General features: G+C 57.9%; 21 protein-coding genes. 9 read left to right on the plus strand and 12 right to left on the minus strand.

Translation table 11 applies throughout. The features are described from left to right. The coding region (locus CKW31_RS28010; RefSeq protein WP_141230202.1) for an IS3 family transposase at nt 1–132 on the plus strand (132 nt) is incomplete at its 5' end. Nucleotides 133–677: 545 nt separating this feature from the next. Here the strand turns inward: CKW31_RS28010 and CKW31_RS28015 are convergent. The 3 genes from CKW31_RS28015 to CKW31_RS28025 all read right to left on the minus strand — a co-directional run bounded on the left by CKW31_RS28015 (nt 678) and on the right by CKW31_RS28025 (nt 2,840). Next, on the minus strand, nt 678–1,610 hold the full coding sequence (locus CKW31_RS28015) for a FecR family protein (RefSeq protein WP_095102173.1): 933 nt from the start codon (nt 1,608–1,610) through the stop codon (nt 678–680). Beyond that, entirely contained in the window at nt 1,603–2,142 is a 540-nt protein-coding gene (locus tag CKW31_RS28020) for a sigma-70 family RNA polymerase sigma factor (protein ID WP_095102253.1), read from the minus strand. Before CKW31_RS28020 ends, CKW31_RS28015 begins: the two co-directional genes overlap by 8 nt. 443 nt (nt 2,143–2,585) lie before the next feature. Next, nucleotides 2,586–2,840, minus strand: coding sequence for a YebG family protein (locus CKW31_RS28025; RefSeq protein ID WP_095102175.1), 255 nt, complete (start codon nt 2,838–2,840; stop codon nt 2,586–2,588). 356 nt (nt 2,841–3,196) lie between these two features. Here CKW31_RS28025 and CKW31_RS28030 point away from each other — a divergent pair, with 356 nt between their 5' ends. Then, nucleotides 3,197–3,646, plus strand: a complete 450-nt coding sequence (locus tag CKW31_RS28030) for a phosphate-starvation-inducible protein PsiE (protein WP_095102177.1) — start codon at nt 3,197–3,199, stop codon at nt 3,644–3,646. 61 nt (nt 3,647–3,707) lie between these two features. Here the strand turns inward: CKW31_RS28030 and CKW31_RS28035 are convergent, their stop codons facing one another. Both CKW31_RS28035 and CKW31_RS28040 read right to left on the minus strand, forming a co-directional pair. Then, the gene (locus CKW31_RS28035; RefSeq protein ID WP_095102179.1) at nt 3,708–4,037 is read right to left on the minus strand and encodes a YXWGXW repeat-containing protein; all 330 of its coding nucleotides are present in this window, start codon (nt 4,035–4,037) and stop codon (nt 3,708–3,710) included. Between the two features lie 314 nt (nt 4,038–4,351). Then, the gene (locus CKW31_RS28040) at nt 4,352–4,687 is read right to left on the minus strand and encodes a DUF3509 domain-containing protein (RefSeq protein ID WP_095102181.1); all 336 of its coding nucleotides are present in this window, start codon (nt 4,685–4,687) and stop codon (nt 4,352–4,354) included. Nucleotides 4,688–4,852: 165 nt separating this feature from the next. Between CKW31_RS28040 and CKW31_RS28045 the strand changes: the two genes are divergently transcribed. Together CKW31_RS28045 and CKW31_RS28050 are read left to right on the plus strand one after the other, a co-directional pair. Continuing rightward, a complete protein-coding gene (locus CKW31_RS28045) occupies nt 4,853–5,398 on the plus strand; it encodes a sigma-70 family RNA polymerase sigma factor (RefSeq protein WP_095102183.1) in 546 nt (181 codons plus the stop codon). Further along, complete coding sequence (locus CKW31_RS28050; RefSeq protein ID WP_095102185.1) at nt 5,395–6,357, plus strand: FecR family protein; 963 nt, start codon at nt 5,395–5,397, stop codon at nt 6,355–6,357. The genes CKW31_RS28045 and CKW31_RS28050 overlap by 4 nt, the downstream gene beginning before the upstream one ends. An 85-nt stretch (nt 6,358–6,442) precedes the next feature. Here the strand turns inward: CKW31_RS28050 and CKW31_RS28055 are convergent, their stop codons facing one another. Continuing rightward, a complete protein-coding gene (locus tag CKW31_RS28055) occupies nt 6,443–6,871 on the minus strand; it encodes an HPF/RaiA family ribosome-associated protein (protein ID WP_095102187.1) in 429 nt (142 codons plus the stop codon). Nucleotides 6,872–7,120: 249 nt separating this feature from the next. On the opposite strand from CKW31_RS28055, the gene CKW31_RS28060 reads away from it, so the two are divergent. After that, nucleotides 7,121–9,613 (plus strand): TonB-dependent siderophore receptor, encoded by a 2,493-nt coding sequence (locus CKW31_RS28060; RefSeq protein ID WP_095102189.1) that lies wholly within the window; start codon nt 7,121–7,123, stop codon nt 9,611–9,613. A gap of 354 nt (nt 9,614–9,967) precedes the next feature. Here CKW31_RS28060 and fecA read toward each other — a convergent pair whose 3' ends face one another. The 3 genes from fecA to CKW31_RS28075 all read right to left on the minus strand — a co-directional run bounded on the left by fecA (nt 9,968) and on the right by CKW31_RS28075 (nt 14,046). After that, the gene (gene fecA / locus CKW31_RS28065; RefSeq protein ID WP_095102191.1) at nt 9,968–12,322 is read right to left on the minus strand and encodes a TonB-dependent Fe(3+) dicitrate receptor FecA; all 2,355 of its coding nucleotides are present in this window, start codon (nt 12,320–12,322) and stop codon (nt 9,968–9,970) included. A gap of 246 nt (nt 12,323–12,568) precedes the next feature. After that, nucleotides 12,569–13,546 (minus strand): FecR domain-containing protein, encoded by a 978-nt coding sequence (locus CKW31_RS28070; RefSeq protein ID WP_095102193.1) that lies wholly within the window; start codon nt 13,544–13,546, stop codon nt 12,569–12,571. Next, nucleotides 13,543–14,046 carry a sigma-70 family RNA polymerase sigma factor gene (locus CKW31_RS28075; RefSeq protein WP_095102195.1) on the minus strand — a complete coding sequence of 168 codons (504 nt, stop codon included), beginning with the start codon at nt 14,044–14,046 and terminating at the stop codon, nt 13,543–13,545. Before CKW31_RS28075 ends, CKW31_RS28070 begins: the two co-directional genes overlap by 4 nt. A gap of 223 nt (nt 14,047–14,269) precedes the next feature. On the opposite strand from CKW31_RS28075, the gene CKW31_RS28080 reads away from it, so the two are divergent. From CKW31_RS28080 to CKW31_RS28090, 3 genes are read left to right on the plus strand one after another with little or no spacing between them, the layout of a single operon-like run. Further along, nucleotides 14,270–14,599, plus strand: a complete 330-nt coding sequence (locus CKW31_RS28080) for a DUF3649 domain-containing protein (protein ID WP_095102255.1) — start codon at nt 14,270–14,272, stop codon at nt 14,597–14,599. Continuing rightward, nucleotides 14,596–16,167: a PepSY domain-containing protein gene (locus CKW31_RS28085; RefSeq protein ID WP_095102197.1), complete on the plus strand. Its 1,572-nt coding sequence runs from the start codon at nt 14,596–14,598 to the stop codon at nt 16,165–16,167. Before CKW31_RS28080 ends, CKW31_RS28085 begins: the two co-directional genes overlap by 4 nt. Beyond that, on the plus strand, nt 16,167–16,499 hold the full coding sequence (locus CKW31_RS28090) for a DUF3325 domain-containing protein (RefSeq protein WP_095102199.1): 333 nt from the start codon (nt 16,167–16,169) through the stop codon (nt 16,497–16,499). Before CKW31_RS28085 ends, CKW31_RS28090 begins: the two co-directional genes overlap by 1 nt. 103 nt (nt 16,500–16,602) lie before the next feature. Here the strand turns inward: CKW31_RS28090 and CKW31_RS28095 are convergent, their stop codons facing one another. After that, nucleotides 16,603–17,496, minus strand: coding sequence for an AraC family transcriptional regulator (locus CKW31_RS28095; protein ID WP_095102201.1), 894 nt, complete (start codon nt 17,494–17,496; stop codon nt 16,603–16,605). A gap of 121 nt (nt 17,497–17,617) precedes the next feature. Between CKW31_RS28095 and CKW31_RS28100 the strand changes: the two genes are divergently transcribed. Continuing rightward, nucleotides 17,618–18,517 (plus strand): DMT family transporter, encoded by a 900-nt coding sequence (locus CKW31_RS28100; RefSeq protein WP_095102203.1) that lies wholly within the window; start codon nt 17,618–17,620, stop codon nt 18,515–18,517. 100 nt (nt 18,518–18,617) lie between these two features. On the opposite strand, the gene CKW31_RS28105 is transcribed toward CKW31_RS28100, so the two are convergent. After that, complete coding sequence (locus tag CKW31_RS28105) at nt 18,618–19,592, minus strand: D-glycerate dehydrogenase (protein ID WP_095102205.1); 975 nt, start codon at nt 19,590–19,592, stop codon at nt 18,618–18,620. A gap of 194 nt (nt 19,593–19,786) precedes the next feature. Further along, nucleotides 19,787–20,734, minus strand: coding sequence for a LysR family transcriptional regulator (locus tag CKW31_RS28110; protein ID WP_095102207.1), 948 nt, complete (start codon nt 20,732–20,734; stop codon nt 19,787–19,789). Between the last annotated feature and the right edge of the window lie 2 nt (nt 20,735–20,736).

Raw genomic sequence — 20,736 nt, forward strand, 5'->3', positions numbered from 1 at the left:
AGCTTCAGCAGCGTTGAAGAGTTGCAGGCCGAGATGGATGATTACATCAGTTACTACAACCACGACCGCATCAAAATGAGGCTAGGCGGACTGAGCCCTGTGGCGTACAGGACCCAGTCGCGAGCTGCTTAACAAGACCGTCTAACTTTTGGGGGTCAGTTCATCAATCTCCCACAAAGACCGCATCCCTGTAGGAGCCGAGCTTGCTCGCGATGAACGATTACGCGCTCTGACTCATACACTGCAGCGCCTGAATCGCGGGCAAGCACCGCTCCCACAGGGGGATCTCGGTACTTGTGCAGTGTCGTGGGACCGGCTTCAGCCGGGAAGAGGCCGCAACAGTCACTGAAAATGTGTCGTCAGAGATATCGCTTTCCCGGCTAAAGCCGGTCCCACGTGAATCTCCCACAGAGACCGCATCCCTGTAGGAGCCGAGCTGCTCCGATGAACGATTACGCGCTCTGACTCATACACCGCAGCGCCTGAATCGCGGGCAAGCACCGCTCCCACAGGGGTGATCTCAGTACTTGTGCAATGTCGTGGGACCGGCTTCAGCCGGGAAGATGCTGGTACATTCGTTAGAGCTATATCGTCTGTCTTCCCGGCTGAAGCCAGTCCCTCGACGACTTTTCGTGGCCAGGTATGAAGCACGCAGATGCATCTGGATAATCAGCGGTCTACTTCAGCACGGTGAGCAGCGGCGAATACTGCTTCACCTCTCCGCCAACCGGCTTAGCCAGAGCCTGCAACGCCCGTTGCGTATCGCGCAGATCATAAAGCCCGGTCACTCGCTTCTGCCCCAGGGCATCATCACTGATGACGATCCAGCCATGCTGATAGTTGCGCAACTGCTCGACGACTTCCTGCACGGTAGCGTTTTCGAAAAACTGCTGGCCGCTGACCCAGGTGGCCACTTCGTCGGGAGCGATCGCGGATTGCTGGACGCTACCCTGATTTGCAACGAGCCAAAGCCGTTGGCCCGCAGAAAGACGGTAAGGCGTACCGCTGGCGTTGACCCCGACGGCGCCTTCGCGCACTTCGACCTTTATACCGGACTCACTGCGCGCAACATCGAACGACGTCCCGAGCACCCGAATAACCACTTGGTTGGCGTCGACCTGAAAAGGGCGGCGGGCGTCATGCACCACGTCGAACAGCGCTTCGCCACGCAGCAAGGTGATCTGCCGGGTTTTGCCGCTGTAGTCCACATCCACGGCGCTACGCGCAGCGAGCGTCATCTGGCTACCGTCTGCCAACTGCACGACGCGCGTTTCGCCGGTGCCGGTGTGATAGTCAGCCTGCCAGTCAGGGTTGTTCAGCCATGCGGCGCCCAACGCAATGACACAGACACAGGCGGCCGCGAGCATCGACCACTTGCGGCGCGAAGGGTTGAGTGGTGCGACTTCGGCGGGGGTTGGCCAGTGGACGGTGGTGGAGGGCTGCTCAATGGCTGACCAGGCGCGATTGACCTGGGCCCAAGCGCTGAGGTGTTCCGGGTTGGCGTGCAACCAGTGATCGAATTCTTCGAAGCGCGCAGGTTCAGCCTGAAGAACCAGTAACCAGTCACTGGCCTGTTCCAGGCTGGCCCTGGAAGGCGTCAACTCATGCACGTGGGCGCTCCTTGCGTTGAACGGCCTGAGCAGGCTGCTCAACCTCGATACTGGAGGCCAACTGAACCACGGCGTCACGCACCAGACGGTGGGTCATGGACAGCGAAATGTTCAGGTGGCTGGCGATTTGCTGCAGAGTATAACCACCGAGACGGTGCATCTCGACGGCAATCCGCGTTTGTTCAGGTAAGTCGGCAAAGGTCGCGGCTACACGGCTGACGTCAGCTTGCTGAAGAAACTGCTGTTCGGGGGATTGCAACTGACCGGGCTGCATCCATTGCGGCGGACTTTGCTGCTGACGATTTTCGCTGTTCTGGCGGCGCATGGCATCGAGCGCCAGATTACGCACTATGCGATAGAGATAAGCAGCGGGTTGCTCCAGCGCTGAACTGGTCGGCTCGCTGAAGCGCAGAAAGGCGTCCTGCACCACATCCTCGGCGCTCGCTCTATCACCCAAAACCCCTTTGGCGTAATTGATCAACGCGGGACGGTGGGCGAGATAAAGGCTAAGTCTTGTAGCTTTATCGGGCACGGCAAAACGCTCTGAAAAGCAAAGTTCGCCGCCTAGGGCAGCCACAGATAATGTGCCGGCGAGGCTATCACGGATGAGACTGCTTCTCAATTGCTTTGGTGTTAGTGCATCTGGATGATGCTACTTTTTGCAGGAGATAACCTTGTGTCCCAGGCAAAACGCTGTCTCGCAGCAAACGAATGCTCTGTAGGAGCTGCCGAAGGCTGCGATCGAGGTGTGTCAGGAGAAATGCTTCGCAGCCTTCGCCAGCTCCTACAGAAAATGCATTTCAATCCATTAATTTGCATTTCGTTTGATGAGAGCGTCACCGTCGTCCAGACAGCCGCGCTGTCGCGCAGCAAACGGAGACTTGTAGGAGCGCGCTTGCCCGCGATGGCGGCGTGTCAGGCAAAACGCTATCGCTGCCTCGCATTGTTCGTGAGTTCCTGCAGGCCTGTAAAGACTCAGCCTTCCTGACCCAACTCAGCAAGCGCACCGGCGTTGTTCTTGAACGCAGCGGCGAACACGACGCGGTTTTTAGCCATGAAAATACTGGTGTCTTCGGCTTGCTTCTCGGTCAGACCCGGTACGTTCTTCATCAGAATCTCGGTCAACGACTCTGCCAGTTCGAGCATCTGGTCGTGTGCATCGGCGAGTTTACGATCCACGAATGTAGTCTCCAAGTCGCGGGTACTGCGATATAGGGTTTCAACAGCCATGTGAGGCCTCGTAATCAGGTGCAGTATTGGAGGGGAACGCCCCCGGTTGTGCTTGTGAAACGGTCAACGCTTGTATTGCAGATCAAAATGCCGACCTGCAACGATGCAAGATCTGGCTAGGCGAATACTGGTTGTTTATACAGTTGTAAGCATAAGCCAATCGTCGCGGCTTGAATAGTGGCGAACATGCATCTTTTTTACTCCCTTCGTGTGCCTTGCGACAACCCGCCGCGCTCTTAACCCTGGCTAATGGCCTCGTTCCTGCTTGAGAATCACGCAGCACGAGGCTTCACCTACAAAGCGGCATTATGTTGACCGGTAAGTGTTGCTCAATTTTTGTACAGGATGAGTTGAAGATGTCAGAACTGAAATGGGCTGAAAAGCTGCGCAAGAACATTCACGATCAAGCGGATTCGCTTGGCAATCTGTGCGTAGAGGCTTTCCATTACCTGGCACTTTTCGGGATTGGAGCGATTACGGCGTACGGGGCAATCCTGGCTTTCATAGAGATGATTGGCAAAGGCAGTGTCAGTGTTGATGACATTCTGCTGCTGTTCATCTATCTGGAGCTCGGAGCGATGGTGGGTATCTATTTCAAGACCAACCACATGCCAATCAGGTTCTTGATCTACGTAGCGATCACGGCTCTGACCCGGTTGTTGATCAGCGACGTGTCTCATCATGCTCCGCCAGATCTGGGGATCATTTACTTGTGCGGTGGGATTCTGTTGCTGGCGTTTGCGATTCTGGTGGTTCGGTTTGCGTCGTCGCGCTTTCCGTCGGTGAAGGACAAGTCGGAAAGCTGAGGGGATTGAATTGCCTGTCCTGCCTGGCCTATCGGCCTTGCAGGACAGGCTTTATCAACAGTCAGTCAAGCCACACTCCGGCATGCCAATGCCAACCATCTCCTGCTCGTTCCCAGTGCGGATGCTCATAGCGATAGCCAGGGCGCTCGGCTTCCCAATGGCCTCGCACAGGCACATAACGGCTTCCATCCCAATGCCAGTAACCGCGCGCCCAGACGTAGCCTGGTCGAGGTGCTGGTTCGACTTCCACGATGCGCTCTGGCGGGGCTTGTGGCGCCACGACCTCGACATACTCGTGGTGCACCGGGCTTCGTTCATGGACGATTCGTTCTTCTACGCACCCGGATGCCACTGCTACCAGTGCAATCAGTGCCACATAACGCAAGAACATGTTGCCTCCTCGGAGTTATCCGCAGATGGGGTGACGCTGCGACAGGACGATCCTGTCACCCAACAAGCAAGTCTCAGTAATGTTGTAACAGCCCTTGTCTGTACCTTGCCTGAACAGTCACCGAGGCCAAACAAGTGCCTGACGGGGGAGCGATCAGCTTGAGAACGATTGGGAGGGGAGTCGCGGAGACAGGCTATTCAGGCGTGTGGCGATGCACATGCAGAATCCAGATCCTGCTGCCGGGAGAGGGCAGCAGGGTCTGAAAGGGAGCGGGATGGTTTATCGCAAACAGACGGACAGGCACTCAATCGGCATCAAATCCCCACCGCCACTGTAGGGCGGGTGGCCAGCAGGTTCGCGAGCTTCGAGGGTGGTGGCGCGAGTCGTTTCACGTCGCCGTCGGTCATGGCCGCCAGGATCTTGATGGCGCTGTGGCCTTCCTCGATTGCGATGCCGAACTGCACGCTTTCGATCAATCGCTTCAAGCGCTTGGGATCGTTGCGCTGGGCAGCGCTGATCAAGCGTTTGGCAACCACACCTGTCTCGTTCGATAACGTCAGCATAATGCTGCCGTCGAGGCCTTGAATGCTCAGATTCACCCGATAGTCAGGATGAAATACGTCGGTAATCTGCTGAAAAGGATTATCCATTTTCGGTACCTGCCAGTAGGGACTGCATAAATTGACTGGGCGTTTGACCCTTTAGTTCTCGACGGTTGAGTGAAAGATCGGAAAATTCCTGCGCTTGCCGTTGTTACTGAATAGTGGCATCTTCCGCGTTAATGATAATTTTTCGTGTTTAAGAAGCATTGCCACATGCGCGACATTCCTGCATCCGATGACGACCTGATCCTTCGTCACCGGCAATTCACTGCGCTCTACAGCGACCATCACTCCTGGTTACATGGGTGGTTGCGTAAAAAGCTCGGTTGTTCGCAACGTGCGGCTGACCTTGCCCATGACGCCTTCATCCGTGTTCTAACGCTCGCTGAACCGCAAAACCTCAAAGAACCTCGTGCATTTCTGACCACCACCGCCACGCGTCTGCTGATCGATGGCGCTCGGCGCCGCAAGATTGAGCACGCTTACCTTGAAGCATTGGCGCTGAGTGCCGACGACGCCAATATCCCCAGCCCTGAGGCGATTCACGCGGCCTTGCAACTGCTGGAAAAAATCTCCCGGATGCTGGAAGGCTTGCCTCGCAAACCCCGGGAGGCGTTTTTACTCAACCGCCTGGACGGCTTGAGCTACAACGAAATCGCCAAGGTGTTGGGTGTGTCCGCCAGCATGGTCAAGCAGTACATGGCCAGCGTGCTGGTGCATTGCTATAAGACTCTGCATGGTTCGGGCCACTTGTCATGAATGTAGAACACGAACCCTCGGAGTCAATGATCGGCCAGGCCGCCCAGTGGCTGGCGTTGCTGAATGATGACGCTGCCAGCACGGCTGACCGGCAGGCCTTCAACACATGGCGTCATGCAGACCCGCGGCATGCGCTGGCGGTGACACGCATGCAGGCGGTGATGGGCAGCTTCGATCAATTGCCCGTCGAGCCCGCCAGGAAGGCATTAGGCAAGGTTTTTCCTCCGGCCAAACGGAAAATCTCTCACCGACCGGTGCAAGCAATCGCCCTGTTGGGGGTGCTGGTTTTCGGCTGGTTCAGCGTTGATCAGGGGCCGGTCTGGCTGGCTGATGAACGCACTGAAACTGGCGAGAAACGTGAGATTTTGCTGACCGACGGTAGCGAGTTGCAGCTCAATAGCGGCTCGGCAGTGGACGTTGAATTCGACGAACGGCAGCGCGTTATCGAGTTGTATCGCGGTGAAATGTGGGTGCAGGTCGCCAAAGACCCGCAGCGACCGTTCGTGGTCAAGACCCGTCAAGGCACCATAACGGCGCTGGGTACGCGCTTTGTGGTGCGTAAAGAGCAGGATGGTTCGGTTCAGGTCAGCGTGCTTGAGTCGGCGATTGCCGCCAATGCTGATCGCTCGACCGACGTTCGGGTCAACACCGGTCAACGGGCGACGCTCAAGGATGGCGTGGTGCAGTTGCCTACACCCATCGGCAATGAAGATCCGGCTGCCTGGACGCGCGGGATGCTCAAAGCGGATGACCGGCCACTGGTTGAGGTATTGCAGGCCCTCGAATCCTGGCGGCATGGCGTTCTGCAGTTTGATGAGCAGGCGCTTCGAGGGATTCGCGTCTCCGGGGTTTTCCGCCTGGACGACACCGACGCTGCTCTGGCTACATTGGCCGACAATCTGCCGATCAAGGTCGACCACTTTACACCGCTGTTCGTCAGGATCACTCCAGCCAAATAGGGCCGGAAACGAAAAAGGGCGGACCTGCTGTGCAAGTCCGCCCTTCTTTCAAGAGGTCGTAATGTGATTCAGGTTAATGCGTGGCTCAACCCAGTTGGGCGACGCTTTTTTCCTGCTCCTTCTCCAGAAATTCTTCTTGCAACAGAGCGTCGGGGTTTTCCGCTTCAAGCTCTGACTCTTCAATGATTGGGGCTCCGGCGCGTTTTTTACGCAATTTGCCGAATAGATGCTCAAGGGCATGATCGAGTTTAACTGCGGCACCATCTACTGCCTGATCCAGGGTGTCGGCCTTGTGAGTTACGGAGATGGGCTGATGACCTTTTGGTCGGGCTTCCATCTGGCAGCGCATGTCGTGCGGGCCGGGCTTGTCGCCGTTCTCATCGCGAATGTGGACTTCGATGCGGGTCAGATCCTCTTCGTAACGTTCGAGCGTGCTTTCAACAGTGGTACGTACCCACTCCTCCAGTCGGATGCTGCTTTCGATGTGGTTATCGCAATTGACCTGGATTTGCATAGTTGTTCCCTTCTAAGGCTTGCTCTTGTGAGATCGGACGTGCTCCTTTTCAGGAGGTTCATTTTTGTCCGTCTCAGTCACAGTGTTGGCGCTTCTCGAGGAACAATTCAACCCCGACGTGAAAGAAATATTTCGCGGCAAAAAAACAGGCGTGCAGTATTTGAATGTTAATCCATCTCATTCACTGTCTATTTTCCTCGCGCGTGCGTCATGGCTAGGAGTACTTCATTTCCCAGCCAAGGATCGTCCATGTCACGCGCTGTCCATTCTCTGCAACCACTGGCTCTGGCCGTCGTCATGGCGTTCGCTGTAACGCCGCTCAATGCTGCTGAATCCATGCCGAACGCCCAGGCCGCGATACGCAATTTTTCGATTCCGGCGGGTGATTTGAGCCAGGCACTCAACAGTCTGGCCGAGCAGGCGAATCTGGCGCTGGCCTTCGATCCTGCCCTGACTCGTGACAAGCGCAGCCCGGGCTTGCAGGGCGATTTCGATACCCACGTCGCGCTGGCGCGTTTGTTGGCAGGCAGTGGTTTGCGGGCCACGGCATTGTCGGCCAATCGTTATCGCATTGAGGCTGCACCCGAGGCAGTGGCGGGGGCCATGGAGTTGGGGGCGACGGATATTCAGGGTGCGTGGCGCAGCGAGACGGCCTCGGGGCCGGTTGCCGGTTACGTGGCAACCCGCGGTCGTACCGGAACCAAGACCGACACCGCGTTGATTGAAACACCGCAATCGATTTCGGTCGTGACCAAAGATCAGATGACCGCGCAGGGCGCACAGAGCCTGAATCAGATCCTGCGCTATACCGCGGCCGTTGTGCCAGAGACGCGCGGGGCGACCGCCTCGCGTCTGGACCAATTGAGCATTCGGGGGTTCTCGCCTGCGACCTATCTGGACGGCTTGCGCATGCCGAGCAGCCGCGATGCCTCCCCCCAGAAAGATGCGTTCGATCTGGAGCGCGTTGAAATCCTGCGTGGCCCGTCGTCAGTGTTGTACGGCCAGGCCAGCCCCAGCGGTGTGGTGAATATGGTCAGCAAGCTGCCGACCGAAACACCGTTTCACGAAATCGGCCTGACGTATGGCAACTTCAACAAGAAGCGCACGACCTTCGATTTCGGTGGCCCGATTGATGATCAGGGTGTGTATTCCTACCGGCTTTCCGGTTTGTACGACGACGCCGACGGGCAGGTCGAGCACACTGAAACCCGTCGCCAGTCCATCGCAGGTGCGTTTACCTGGCGTCCGAGTGAGGATACTTCGCTGACGCTGCTGGCCAATTATCAGGCTGATCCGAAGGGGGCTTCGTATGGCGCGGTTCCCGCTTTTGGTTCAGTGCTGCGCAGCCCGACCGGCCGTGACATCGACGTCGATTTTTATGACGGCGAGAAGGATATCGAGAAAAGCGATCGCAATTACTACGCCTTGGGTTACCTGTTCGAACACCATCTTAACGACGTCTGGACGATCCGCCAGAACACTCGATACATGCGCAGTGAGGGCCTCTATCGCAGCGTTTACAACAGCGCGCTGCGGGACGATTTCCGCACACTTGATCGCAGCGTCATCGCGACCGATGTGAATATTGATTCTTATACGATTGATAATCAGGTCCAGGCTAAATTCGCCACCGGGCCGTTGCAGCACACCGTGCTCTTCGGTGCCGATTATCAAAACACGAGTACGGATACCAAGGCGTCCGGATTTCCCCAGACTGCACCCCTGGATATCTTCAATCCGGTCTACGGCAGCCCTGTGACAGTGCCAGCTTATGTCACCGATGCGACCGGGCGCAGCGAGCAAAAAGGGCTGTATCTGCAAGAGCAGATGAAGTGGGACAAGTGGGTGTTTCTGGCCGGTGGTCGTTATGACTGGGCAGACAGCACCAACAGTTCGAAACGCATTGCCACGGGGGTGAAAACCAAGAGTTCGACCGAGGCAGAAGCCTTCACCGGACGGCTGGGGCTGGTCTATCTGTTCGATAACGGCCTGGCGCCCTACATCAGCTACTCGGAGTCCTTCGAGCCGCAATCGGGCACCGGTTTAGGTGACAAACCGTTTGATCCAACCGAAGGCACGCAATACGAATTGGGTATCAAGTACCAGCCGCCTGGAAGCAACAGCTTCATTACGGCCTCGATCTTCGATCTGCGCAGAACCAATGTGCTGACTCCGGACCCGGATCCAGCGCCGCGGTGTAACGGTGCCCGTTGTCAGGTGCAATCCGGTGAGGTGCAGTCGCGCGGTTTCGAGCTGGAAGGCAAGGCGAGCCTGAGTGACAACCTGGATATCACCGCGGCTTACGCGTATCTGGACAACAGGACCACCAAATCCAACAGCACCGTTAGCGTGTCGCCAGGAAGTGGCATTGCCAATGGCCCGTCCGAGTCGGCTGAGGGCAAGACATCGGTGGCGATTCCACGTCATACCGCTTCTGCGTGGGTTGATTACACCTTCCGTGATGGACAAATGAAAGGCTTCGGTGTTGGCGGTGGGACACGTTATGTCGGCTCGACCTGGGGTGACACTGCCAACTCGTTGAAAGTGCCTGGTTACACCTTGTTCGACGCATCAGCTCATTACGATATTCCAAGCCTGTACAACCCGATGGATAACCTGCGTCTGGCGCTTAACGTTACCAATCTGGCCAACAAGGAATACGTCGCGTCCTGCAGCGGTTACGGTTGGTGCTGGTACGGCTCGCAACGTACTGTGCAGGCGAGTGCGACGTATCGTTGGTAAAACCGGGAACTGAGCGTAACCCAATCATTGTGGGAGTCACCCCGGTGTCGATGGCACCACGCTGTCTCGCGGCAAACATAGGACCTGTAGGAGCTGCCGAAGGCTGCGATCGCGGTGTTTCAGGAGAAATGTTTCGCAGCCTTCGGCAGCTCCTACAGAAAATGCATTTCAATCCAGTGGGTTGCATGTTGTTTGATGAGAGCGAGGCTTGCCCGCGATACATAAGACGCAGCCATAAGCTACACCGCGTTGTCGTTCATCGCGAGCAAGCTCGGCTCCTACAGGGGAGTGCGATCACTGTGAGAGCCGGGCTTGGTCTGGGCGGCATTCCGACGATGCAGGCGACGCGGTGTATCAAAACGCCACTGAAGTCTGCACGTACACCGTCCGCGGTTCGCCGACGTATTTGCCGCGGTTGTTGTCGTCAAAGGAGCGGGTGAAGTACTCGTGGTTGAAGATGTTCTTCACCCCGACCGCGACGTTCAGATCGGACAATTGCGGGCCGAAGTCGTAGGCAGCGCGGGTGCTGAACAGCATGTAACCCGGGATCTTGCCCGCAGCACCGTTGGCGGTTTCTGCCTGGGTGTTGGCGTTGTCGGCGAATTGGTCGCTCTGGTACGAACTGTCCAGATTCAGCTTCCATGGGCCTTCGGTATACGCCACACCCAGGGTGCCTTTGTGCTTCGACGCGAAGGGCACGCGGTTGCCCTTGTTCGGACCGTCTTCACGAATTGTCGCATCAACGAAAGCATACGTGGCGTACACATCAAAACCCGCCAACGCTGGGTTCAGTCCAGCCAGTGCATAGTTGACGCTGGTCTCGATCCCCTGATGACGGGTTTCGCCACGGGCAATCACGCTGCTGTCAGTCTGGTTGGTTTCGTACTGGTTATCGAAGTTGATCAGGAATGCGCCGATCTCTGCACGCAGGTTGCCATTGTCATAGCGCGTACCCAATTCCCAGGTCCGGGCTTTCTCGGGTTTGACTTCACCTCCCGCGACGCGGCTGGACATCTGGCTGTATTGCACGCTGCCGAACGATCCCTCGGTATTGGCGTACAGGTTCCAGCTTTCGGTCAGGTGATACAGCACGTTCAACGCGGGCAGGGCAGTTTTGTAGTCGCCCTGGTATTTGCGGTTGTTGAAGTTGTCGGACTGCGCGGTGTCGATCATTTCGTAGCGAATACCCGGCGTGATGGTCCACTTGCCGATATCGATACGGTCATCGATGTAGATTGCATTGGCTTCTGTTGAGCCTCGGGTATCGCGGTCGAAACGGCTGCCGGTGGTCGGCAGGACATTATCGACAGTGTCCTCACGGTAGCGCAGCTCATGCCCGGCTTCGTTGATGTAACGGTAACCGACGCCCACTTCGTGCCAGGTTTCACCCAGTGCAAAACCCTGGGAGAAGCGTGTTTCCAGACCGCGGACCCAGTATTCGCGAGGCGACAGCGACACGAAGCTGCCTTGTTCCAGATAACCGCTGCGCAGGGTTTTGGTGAAGAACGTATTCGCGGTGAAAACCCGTGCGTCTTCCTCGTAGCGATAGCCGAAGTTGACCATGGTGCGACGGCCCCAGAACTTGTCCTTCAAGCGCGTCGACTGGTAAGGGTCGTCTTTGTAATCGGCAACGTTGAGGCCACCTGGCATCTCTGCTTCGCCTTCGTAGTACTGAGCCATGGCGTTGACGCTGTTGGCTTCGTCGATCTGGTATTTACCCTTGAGGATCAGATCGTCGATCTGCGTGTCGCTGTGTTCGCGCCAGTCGCCGCCGCGTACGCCGGTGTACAGAATCGCACCACCCAGGCCATTGTCGGCAGTGCCACCGGCCAATACATTACCCGTGGTCTTGAAGCCGTCATGGCTGGAGGAAGGGCTGGTTTCGGTCTGGAAACCGCCTTTGAGAGTCGGTTCGTCAGGGATGGCACGGGTCACGAAGTTGACGACCCCGCCGACGTTCTGCGGGCCGTAACGCACCGCGCCACCGCCGCGAACCACGTCTACCGCATCCATGTTGCCCATGCTGATCGGCGCGAAGGACAGTTGCGGCTGGCCGTAAGGTGCGAAGGGCACCGGGATGCCGTCCATCAATACCGTGGAGCGCGATGCAAGACGCGGGTTGAGGCCGCGAATGCCGAAGTTCAGCGCCATGTCATGGCTGCCGGTGCCGTTATTTTCCGGGGCGTTGACGCCGGGGATGCGATTAAGCACTTCACGTGCGTTGCTGGCACCCATGCGCTCGATTTCTTCGCGACGGATCACGTCCCGGGCACCTGGATGTTCGAAGACGTCAGTCTGCTGCGCCTCGCCCAGCCAGTCACCGACGACGTTGGATGCACCCAGTTCAATCGGGCCATTGGCCTGCGCGCTGACCGGTTGCAGGGTGAAGCCATTCTGGCCATCGGGGCTGGCTTGCAGGCCAGTGCCTTCGAGCAATGCCGCCAGCCCCTGCTCGGGGGTGTATTGACCTTCCAGCCCACGGCTCTGCAGACCGCTGGTGATTTGCGAGCCAAAGGAAATCAGAACGCCTGCCTCCCGACCGAATTGATTCAGTGCGGTTTCCAGCGCGCTCGGGGCAATGTGATACGCCTTGCTGCCAACGTCAGCCGCCTGCAACAGCGGCACGCTGCACATAGAAAGACCGGCACCAAACACAATGTGCCGCAACGAGCGGGACAGGGGAGACAAACGGCTGGGGCGAACTGACATACAGGGAGTCCTTGGGCGAGAGGATTAAGGTGCTTTCCCTGTCTGTCACGCGAGGAACCGAAAACGGCTCACCGGTTTTGAAAATAATTATGCCAATGGAATGCATTACCTGTGGGAGCGGTGCTTGCCCGCGATAAAGCTGGACGCGATTCACTTCAGATCGCGTCCAGCCTTATCGCGGGCAAGCACCGCTCCCACAGGGATCTCATTTCATTTTCAAATGCGTGTTGTTTTGATCGCCAAGTGCTAAACCCGCGCCTCAACGCTCACCCAATACCGGGTAAACCGCCTGACCTTCACCGGCAACGCCACCTCCAGCAAATCCAGAATCCGCTCGCTATTGGCCAGTGGATAACTTCCCGAAATCAGCAGATCCGCGACTTTCGCATCACATTGCAAATGGCCGCGGCGGTAGCGGCTCAGTTCGGCGAGGAAGTCTTGCAGGCGCATGTGCGCGGCGACCAGCATGCCATCCGCCCACGCGCCGCTGTTGGCGTCCAGCGCCCGCAGCGGTTCCCACGTATTGCGGTTGAACACGACCTGCTGCGAGGCTTGCAGCTGCAAGCCGGGACCGGTGAACGTCGTCGGGTTGATTTGTACCGTGCCGCTGAACACCGCCAACTGGGTTTTGCCGTCGAGCTGGCGCACATCGAAGCGGCTGGCTGGGGACATCGGCCGAATGTTGCCCTCGGCCGTGATCAGATTCAGCGGACGCGGATCATCAGCCACCGTCAGCATGATCTCGCCTTGCAACAACTTGATCAGACGTTGCTGGGCATCAAAGCGCAGGTCGATGGCGCTCGCCGTATTCAGGTGGATTTCGCTGCCATCGTCCAGCGCGATCTTGCGCTGCTCGCCAATCCCATTGTGATAATCGGCCAGCAACGGCTGCAACGAGAGTTGATCGCGCAAACCCCAACCGGCCGCAGAACCGGCACCCAGCAGCAACAACAGTTTCAGCGCCTGACGTCGGCTGCTGGACCTTGGCGCGTTGATCGCGGCATGCGCCAGCGGTGAAGACAACCCGCTCAAACGCTGGTTGACCCGCTGGATATGCGCCCACGCCCGCTGGTGCTCGGTATTGCTGTTCAGCCATAACTGCCAGGCTTGCTGGCGCAATGGGGCGAGGGTGCCGCTCTGCATTTCGATCAGCCAGCTTACCGCCTGCTCGGCCACGGCTGGCGCGATGTCTGATTTGTTCAGGGATTCGCCGTTCGAATTCATAAGGCGAAATAGCAGCGCAACAGCGCCTTGTTCAGATGACGTTTGACCGTGGCGATGGAAATACCCAGTTGCGCGGCAATTTCTCCGTGGCTCAGGCCGTCAATTTGCGACAACAGGAAGGCTTGCTTGACCGCAACCGGAAGGCCATCGAGCAATTGGTCCAGCTCCAGCAACGTCTCCAGAATGATCGCCCGCTCTTCTTCCGAAGGGGCGACACACTCCGGCATTTCTGCCAGCGTCTGGTAATAGGCGCGCTCAAGATCCTGTCGGCGGTAGTGGTTGAACAGCACACGCTTGGCGATGGTGGTCAGAAACGCCCTTGGCTCGATGATCTCCGGCGTATCGCGGGCCAGCAGGACTTTGACGAAGGTGTCTTGCGCCAGATCAGCCGCGCTGTGCGGACAGCCCAACCGACGCCGCAACCAGCCCGTGAGCCAGTTGTGATGGGCGTGATACAGGCCTTCGACAGTTTCGTTAAGCGCGTATTGGGCGATAGGCATGGGTGCTGCAGTCCGCGATGAACCATTTAATTGCGCGGATTCTGGCAGACTCTTTTGCGTATGAGAATATTTATCATTAATATTGCGTTCTGTTCGTGCGTGACGACGAAGAATGTCCCGTGCGATAGCCTCCCGATCAGGACGTACCCATGCCGATTCAACGCCCATGTTTCACTGTGCGACGTCTCTTTCTGTCGATTGCGCATTGATGAACGACGCGACAATGGACGCCTCTCAAACCGACAAGCCCTTGCGCAAAGCCAAAGCTGCCGACGTGTCGCTTGCCTATCGGCTGGCCGTCACTTCTCGAATTGTCGCCGCGCTATTCGGCGGTTATCTGATCGCGGCGCTGACCAGCCTGTGCATCACCCAGTGGGTGCCGATGCCCCGAGCTGATGCCGTCGTCACCGGCATGATGCTGTCATTTGTGGCTTATTTACTGGCCGTGATCTGGTGCTTTGCCTGTCGGACGGCCTGGCGCGCCTGGGCGGGTATCTTGCTGCCCGCTGCCATTCTCGCGGCTATTTTCGCTCTGGGGCGGTGGTTGTCATGAAGGAAGGTTTCCGTCAGGCCATGGCGTGGCTGCATACCTGGATAGGTCTGGTCTTTGGCTGGCTGTTGTTCGCGATATTCCTGACCGGGACTATGTCCTACTTCAAGGCGGAAATTAACCGCTGGACCCATCCGGAAATCCCGGCGCGGGCAGTGAACACCCAGGCCAGTGTCGAGCGCGCACAAGTTTATTTGCAGCAGAATGCTGCGAACGCAACACGCTGGTTTATCGACCTGCCCGATGAGCGTGAGCCTGCACTCGGCCTGATGTGGCAGACCGCGGCGCAAGAGGGCAAGCGCGGGGCATTTACCCGCAAGAGCCTCGACCCGCAGACCGGTGAAGAAATCCATACGCGCAGCAGCATGGGCGGCGAGTTCTTCTACCGTTTTCACTTCCAGCTGCAAATGCCTTATCCCTGGGGCCGCTGGCTGTCGACCATCGCAGCGATGTTGATGTTCATCACGCTGATCACCGGGATCATCACTCACAAGAAAATCTTCAAAGAGTTCTTCACGTTTCGGCCGCGAAAAGGGCAGCGCTCCTGGCTGGACGGGCATAACGCAATCGGTGTGCTGGCGTTGCCGTTTCACCTGATGATCACCTACAGCAGCCTGGTGATTTTCATGTCGCTGGTCATGCCTGCGAGCATCGTTGCTTCGTATGGCAAAGACACCCAGGCGTTTTTTGCCGATATTTTCCCTAACGCCAACACGGCCAAGGCAACCGGTACGCCTGCGCCTCTGGCACCCCTTGCGCCGATCGTCAGCGCGAGTGCTCAGCAGTGGCCCGATAAGGAAGTCGGGCGGCTGGTGGTCTATAACCCGGGCGATGCGGCTGCGACAGTGGTGGTATCGCCCGGGGCTGGCGACAGCGTCATTCACGATCCGGGTGCCAACGTGGTGTTCAACGGTGTGAGCGGCGAGCTGCTGACATTGCCGACTCAGCGTTCACTACCATTACAGGTGTCAGGTGCCATGTACGGCTTGCACCTTGGCGAGTTCGCCGGGCCTGTATTGCGCTGGCTGTACTTCGTGTTCGGCATTGCCGGAACGGCCATGATCGGCACCGGGTTGGTGATGTGGCTGGCCAAGCGGCAGGTCAAGCATGCCAAAACCGGTGTGTTGCCTTTCGAGCTGAGACTGGTGGAAGTGCTTAACGTGGCGGGCATGGCGGGGCTGATGATCGCCGTGGCTGCATTCTTCTGGGCCAATCGCTTACTGCCGGTGGGACTGGCTGAACGTAGCGACTGGGAGATCAACCTGTTTTTCAGCGTCTGGGGTCTTTCAGTGTTGCATGCGCTGCTGCGCAAAGGTCGTCAGGCATGGCGTGAACAACTGATGCTGGGCGCGATATTGTTTGCCGGTTTGCCGTTACTGGACATCGTCACCAGTGGCAATTACCTGCTGGCTTCGCTGCACAATCAGGACTGGGTGTTAATCGGCTTCGACCTGACCGTTTTGTTGACCGGATTATTCATGGCCTGGGGCGCGAAGAAATTCCGCCCGGTGCCGCCCATCGCGCTCGAGCGACCTTTATCGACAAGCCGACTTGAAGGGGAAGTGCATTGATGTTGCTGGCGACCTTGCTGTGCTATGTGGGCTTCACCGCGCTGTGCCTGTCCATGACCAAACATTACGGTGAGTTGCTGCACGGCAAGCTAAGTGGCAGCCGCAGTCGTGTGCTGAAGTTCGTTGGCTGGCTGTGCCTGGGCCTTTCGCTGTGGGCGGCGCTGGCGTCGACATCTTTGGGTTTGGGGCTGGTGCAGTGGTGCGCGGCGCTGATGGGCAGCGCTTTGCTTTTGGTGTTCCTGATTCCATTTTGGCCGCGGCTGGTGTTGGTGCTTGCAGGGGCAGGGGTTTTGGTGGGGCCGCTGATTTTGATTAATCGATTGTTGGCTTGATATCGCGCTGTGGCGCAGCACAGATTTTCCCGGTAGGAGCCAACTTGTTGGCGAGACGATATTTCTGATACACAGGTCTGACGCCTCGCCAACAAGTTGGCTCCTACCGTGGCGTCGAGTTCCCCCCGACAAACGCCAACCGATACTCCCCCGGCGTCGCGCCCATTGCCTGCCGGAAGCGATTGTTGAAATGGCTGGCGCTGGCAAAGCCGCACTCGATCGCGATTGCCCCGAACGCCATGCGAGTAGTGCGCAGCAATTGCCGGGCATGGTTCAGGCGACGGGCCAGCAGGTATTGATGAGGTGGCAAGCCGAAGCTTTCGCGGAACATCCTCGCGAAATGGTATTCAGACAACGCACACAGACCCGCCAGTTGCCCAAGGCTCAGAGGTTCAGCGAGATGGGTTTCGATGAATTCCACCAGTTGCCGACGTTGATGCGCGGCCAGCCCACCTTTCAAACGCAAACCATCACGCATGCCCACCTGATCGAACAGGGCGCGGCTGAGCATTTCATGGGCCAGGCTGCTGGTCAGCAAGCGCTCGCCGGGCTCACTCCAGTTCATCTGGATCAATTGGCGAAATCGCCGGGCCTGTTCGGGATCATCGTGGAACGTGTTCTCGCGCAATTGCAGCTCGCGAGGTTCGCGGTCTAGCAGGGTGATGCAACCCAGCGCGAACTGCTCCGGGCTGATGTAAAGATGCGCCAGACGGATCTCGCCATTGATCACCCAGGCTGACTCGTGCCCGGCGGGCAAGGTGCAAAGCTTATCGGGGCTGCCTTTCTGATCCGGACGGTCGCGACGAAACGTGCCCGTGCCGCCGTCGATGTAGCACGACAGCGTGTGATGACTGGGCCCGTGATATTCCTGCGAATCGTGGCGATTGTTCCATAAGGCTGCGACCAAACCATCGCCCAGCACCGCGCTCTTCTCAAGTTGAGCATGGGGTGAACTGTTAAGGGCCTGGAAGACCTGGATGGATTCGATGGCTGGCATGGCTCGCATCCTACGCTTTACAGCACTCTCTGCCAGCCACCGCTGAAACAAATGCGCAAGATTATGCAAATGTTCGGTTCATGCTCGCCGCAGACTGATGGCTCAAATCGGGAGCCGCATCATGAACATTTCGCTTTATTTGCTTACAGTCCTGATCTGGGGCACCACCTGGATCGCACTGAAATTACAGCTCGGTGAAGTGGCAATCGCGGTCTCCATTGTTTACCGATTTGGCCTCGCGGCACTGGTGTTGTTCGCGATGCTGCTGATCAGCGGCAAGCTGCAGAAGGTCAATCAGCGTGGGCACATGCTCTGCGTTGCGCAGGGGCTGTGCCTGTTCTGCATCAATTTCATGTGTTTCCTGACCGCCAGTCAGTGGATCCCCAGCGGACTGATTGCGGTGGTGTTTTCCACTGCGACCCTGTGGAACGCCCTGAATGCGCGGATTTTCTTCAAGCAGAAAGTCGCTCGCAACGTATTGACTGGCGGTGCTCTGGGCCTGATCGGTCTGGGATGTATGTTCTGGCCTGAACTGTCCGGGCACAGCGCCAGCCGTGAGACACTGATGGGCCTTGGCCTGGCCTTACTGGGTACGATGTGTTTTTCGGCAGGCAACATGCTTTCCAGCATGCAGCAGAAAGCCGGTCTACGGCCGCTGACCACCAACGCCTGGGGCATGCTTTACGGTGCCGGAATGCTAAGTCTGTATTGCTTGGTCAGCGGTACGCCGTTTGGTTTTGAATGGAATACCCGCTACATCAGTTCGTTGCTGTATCTGGTGATTCCGGGCTCGGTGATCGGTTTCACCGCCTACCTGACACTGGTTGGCCGCATGGGCCCGGAGCGCGCAGCGTACTGCACGGTGCTGTTCCCGGTGGTGGCGCTGAACATCTCGGCATTTGCCGAAGGCTACCAATGGACCGCCTCGGCGTTGATGGGGCTGGTGTTGGTCATGCTGGGGAATGTGCTGGTGTTCAGGAAGCCGAAGGTGGTGGTGCCCGTGGGGGCGAAGCTGGCTTGAAGTAAGTGGAATGCATTATCTGTAGGAGCTGCCGCAGGCTGCGAAGCGTTTTTTCAGGTACACCGCAATCGCAGCCTTCGGCAGCTCCTACAGGGCTACATCAATCTTTCCACACCTGCGGATTCACCAGGTTCTTCGGCTTCTCACCCAACAACGCAGCGCGCAGGTTGGTGTAGGCAAGGTCTGCCATGGCCTGGCGGGTTTCGGTGGTCGCCGAGCCGATGTGCGGCAGGGTCACGGCATTTTTCAGGCTGAACAGGGGCGACTCGCTCAGTGGCTCCTTCTCATACACATCCAGCCCGGCGCCGCGGATGGTACCGTTCTGCAAGGCTTCGATCAGCGCAGGTTCGTCGACGATGGGACCGCGGGCGATGTTGATCAGGATCGCGCTGGACTTCATCAAGCCCAGTTCACGGCTGCTGATCAGGTGCTTGGTCTTCTCGCTCAACGGCACCACCAGGCAGACAAAGTCCGACTCGGCCAGCAGTTGATCCAGGCTTCGAAATTGCGCGCCGAGTTCTTGTTCCAGCTCGGTCTTGCGGCTGTTGCCGCTGTACAGGATCGGCATGTTGAAACCCAGACGACCACGGCGTGCAACCGCTGCGCCGATGTTGCCCATGCCAACGATACCCAGTGTCTTGCCGTACACATCTGTCCCGAATTGTGCAGCCTCGACGCTGCGTTTCCACTGACCGGCCTTGGTCCAGGCATCCAGTTCGGCAACCCTGCGGGCGCTGCTCATGATCAGGGAAAAGCCCAGGTCCGCGGTGCTTTCTGTCAGCACGTCCGGGGTGTTGGTGAGCATGATGCCGCGCTCGTTGAAGTAGCTGACGTCATAGTTGTCGTAACCCACGGAGATGCTCGACACCACTTCCAGCTGGGTTGCGGCTGCCAGTTGCTCACGCCCCAACTGACGACCCGCGCCGATCATGCCGTGGCACTTGGGCAGTGCGTCATTGAACTGCGCATTCATGTCGCCCAGCTTGGGGTCGGGGACGATCACGTTGAAGTCTTGCTCCAGCCGTTCGGCCATTTCGGGGGATACACGGCTGAAGGCAAGTACGGTCTTTTTCATGGGGTAGCTACTCTCGCACGCTTTTTATAAAGGGTTACAGATGAGTAGCACGCTAACATTCCCGTCGTCGAGCCGTAAACACCGACCTGTAGGAGCTCACGAGCACCGCGAGGCAGCGATGGCGGTGTGTCAGATGAATCGCCATCGCAGCCTCGCGTTGCTCGTCAGCTCCTACAGGAAATGCATTTCAGGGATCAGGCGATAGAGCGCATCGCATGTGTATGCAGATCTGCCTCATGCGCAGCAAGGATTTCCGGCAGCGAGCCGCGCAGGTATTCCACCCACGTCTTGATCTTTGCATCAAGGTACTGACGCGATGGGTAGATGGCGTACAGGTTCAGCTCCTGCGAGCGGTACTCGGGCAGCACCCGCACCAGCGTGCCGTTGCGCAAGCCTTCGATGGCGGAGTAGATCGGCAGAATGCCCACGCCCATGCCGCTGCTGATTGCCGTCTTCATGGCGTCTGCCGAATTGACCAGAAACGGTGAGGTATGGATCGTGACCATTTCCTGACCTTCCGGGCCGTCGAACAGCCACTTCTCCAGCGGGAAAACCGGGCTGACCAGTCGCAGGCAGGCATGGTTGAGCAGGTCAGTGGGCTTGAGCGGGATGCCGAAGCTCTTGACGTACTCCGGCGATGCGCACGCGATGCTGTAGGTGATGCCCAAACGTTGCGAAACAAAACCCGAGTCCGGCAGTTCGCTGGCCAGCACGATGGACACGTCATAGCCCTCTTCGAGCAGATCCGGCACGCGATTGGCCATGGTCAGATCGAACGACACGTCCGGATGATTGCGTCGGTAGCGGGCAATGGCATCGATCACGTAATGCTGACCAACGCTGGACATCGAATGCACTTTGAGCTGACCGGCCGGCCGCGCATGGGCATCGCTGGCTTCGGCTTCTGCTTCCTCCACGTAACTCAGAATCTGTTCGCAGCGCAGCAGATAACGCTTGCCGGCTTCTGTGAGCGCGATTCGGCGTGTAGTGCGGTTGAGCAGACGGGTTTGCAAATGAGCTTCGAGGTTTGAGACGGCGCGCGAAACGTTGGCGGTAGTCGTGTCGAGCTGAACGGCAGCTGCCGTAAAGCTTCCGGCCTGAGCCACACAACTGAACGCACGCATGTTTTGCAGGGTATCCATGG

The organism is Pseudomonas sp. Irchel 3A5 (genome assembly GCF_900187575.1).
In the GTDB taxonomy this organism is placed as follows: domain Bacteria; phylum Pseudomonadota; class Gammaproteobacteria; order Pseudomonadales; family Pseudomonadaceae; genus Aquipseudomonas; species Aquipseudomonas folii.